The organism is Plesiomonas sp. (assembly GCF_051650925.1).
Taxonomy (GTDB): Bacteria; Pseudomonadota; Gammaproteobacteria; order Enterobacterales; family CAMTGL01; genus Plesiomonas.
Genome location: NZ_JBOFRH010000345.1, coordinates 1 through 1381 on the forward strand (window position 1 = coordinate 1; position 1381 = coordinate 1381).

Annotated in this window: 3 protein-coding genes; 1 reads left to right on the top strand and 2 read right to left on the bottom strand. The window is 44.2% G+C overall.

The annotated features are described in order from the left end of the window. Positions 1–104 precede the first annotated feature (104 nt). Positions 105–443: a cystatin domain-containing protein gene (locus ACRC27_RS07955; protein WP_010864637.1), complete on the bottom strand. Its 339-nt coding sequence runs from the start codon at positions 441–443 to the stop codon at positions 105–107. A 37-nt stretch (positions 444–480) separates the two neighbouring features. Here ACRC27_RS07955 and ACRC27_RS07960 point away from each other — a divergent pair, with 37 nt between their 5' ends. Continuing rightward, entirely contained in the window at positions 481–723 is a 243-nt protein-coding gene (locus tag ACRC27_RS07960; RefSeq protein WP_438639609.1) for a hypothetical protein, read from the top strand. Positions 724–1302: 579 nt separating this feature from the next. On the opposite strand, the gene ACRC27_RS07965 is transcribed toward ACRC27_RS07960, so the two are convergent. Continuing rightward, positions 1303–1381: cold-shock protein (locus tag ACRC27_RS07965; RefSeq protein WP_438639610.1), on the bottom strand; the 79-nt coding region annotated here is incomplete at its 5' end.

Consider the following 1381-nt stretch of genomic DNA (forward strand, 5'->3'; position numbering starts at 1 on the left):
TGCTCGCCTCACATAAAACCACCACGCAAAATAGCAAAAGGGCGCACTACACAACGTAGCGCGCCCTTCTCAATGATTGCACTGCCTATATGGCAATATGGCCGTTACTGATTGGCCGGGATGCGGTTCAATGCATGCAGCTCTTCATGTCCATCCAGCGCACGGTAAACCTGCGCCTGCCAACGTGAACCGTCAGCCAGTTGGTAGATCACTTTGTAGTTCATTCCTGACACTACCTGCTGCTGCACCGCGATCACTTTGTCCAACTTGGAAGATACATTGGACGCTTTAAATGCAAATTCAGCGGCCTGCTTGGCTTGTGGAGTTACCTCGGCTGCACTCCAACCGCCCATCAAAGGCTTTTGCGCAGGCGCAGCATAGCTACTTAGGCTTACGCCGCTCAAACCGGCGCACAGTGCCGCAACCATCAGCATTTTCTTCATCTTGTCTCTCCGTGTTAACGCTCATTTTGAGCCATACATGAATAACACTAAAAGTGTGATTTACATCACCATGCCACATTTACACGCCAAATACAAATCAGCTACAGCCGTAACAATTGAGCATGCCGTGCACAGTATCCACGTATTGCAGGTGATATCGAGTCTCACTCATCTAATGCACACCGGCAGAGAAAAAAGATCAGTTGAAAGGCAACTAAACGCCATGCTGCAAGGGAATATTATTATTTTTAATCAGCAACGCGTTTATTGGCAAAAATGAGAGGTTAATCGGTGCAAAGAGAGCAACGCTCAATCATTGCGATAATTAACTGATGTAGGGATATTAAAAAGACCATCAAACGCCAACGCCGGCGCGCATCATGCCGTGGCATGAATTATTACGATAGAACAGCGAAATTACCGACTAATGCATCGCGGGAATAAATATTACCCCGACTGGTACTTTCACAATAGTTGATACTGATGCCAACACCGCTATGACCACTATAAAAATGGATGTGACGAATAAGCGCATCACTATTTAATTGATGCAATGAGGATTCCCAAGAGAAATCACCCACAGTGAATTTTATAATCATTATTTTAATTCTTCAGTTATTTTCTTGATAATTTCTTTATTTTGGTAAAACCAAAATCTGCTTCTGCCATTAACTTTGGCCATAAAAAAAACCTTATATATTATTCAACGCTGAATTTCTGTAGCCTTTCAACGTCAATATAAAGTTGATTCAAAGCAATCAATAACAGAAATAACAGGATAGGAAATCGAACGGGTATCGAGGATAACGGTGACAAGGAAAACGGGCGGCGGGCGCCCGCTTTCTGGTATCAGAGAGGCTTACAGCGCGGTAACGTTAGACGCTTGTGGGCCTTTGGCACCTTGCTCAACATCAAAAGAAACCTTTTGGCCTTCTTTC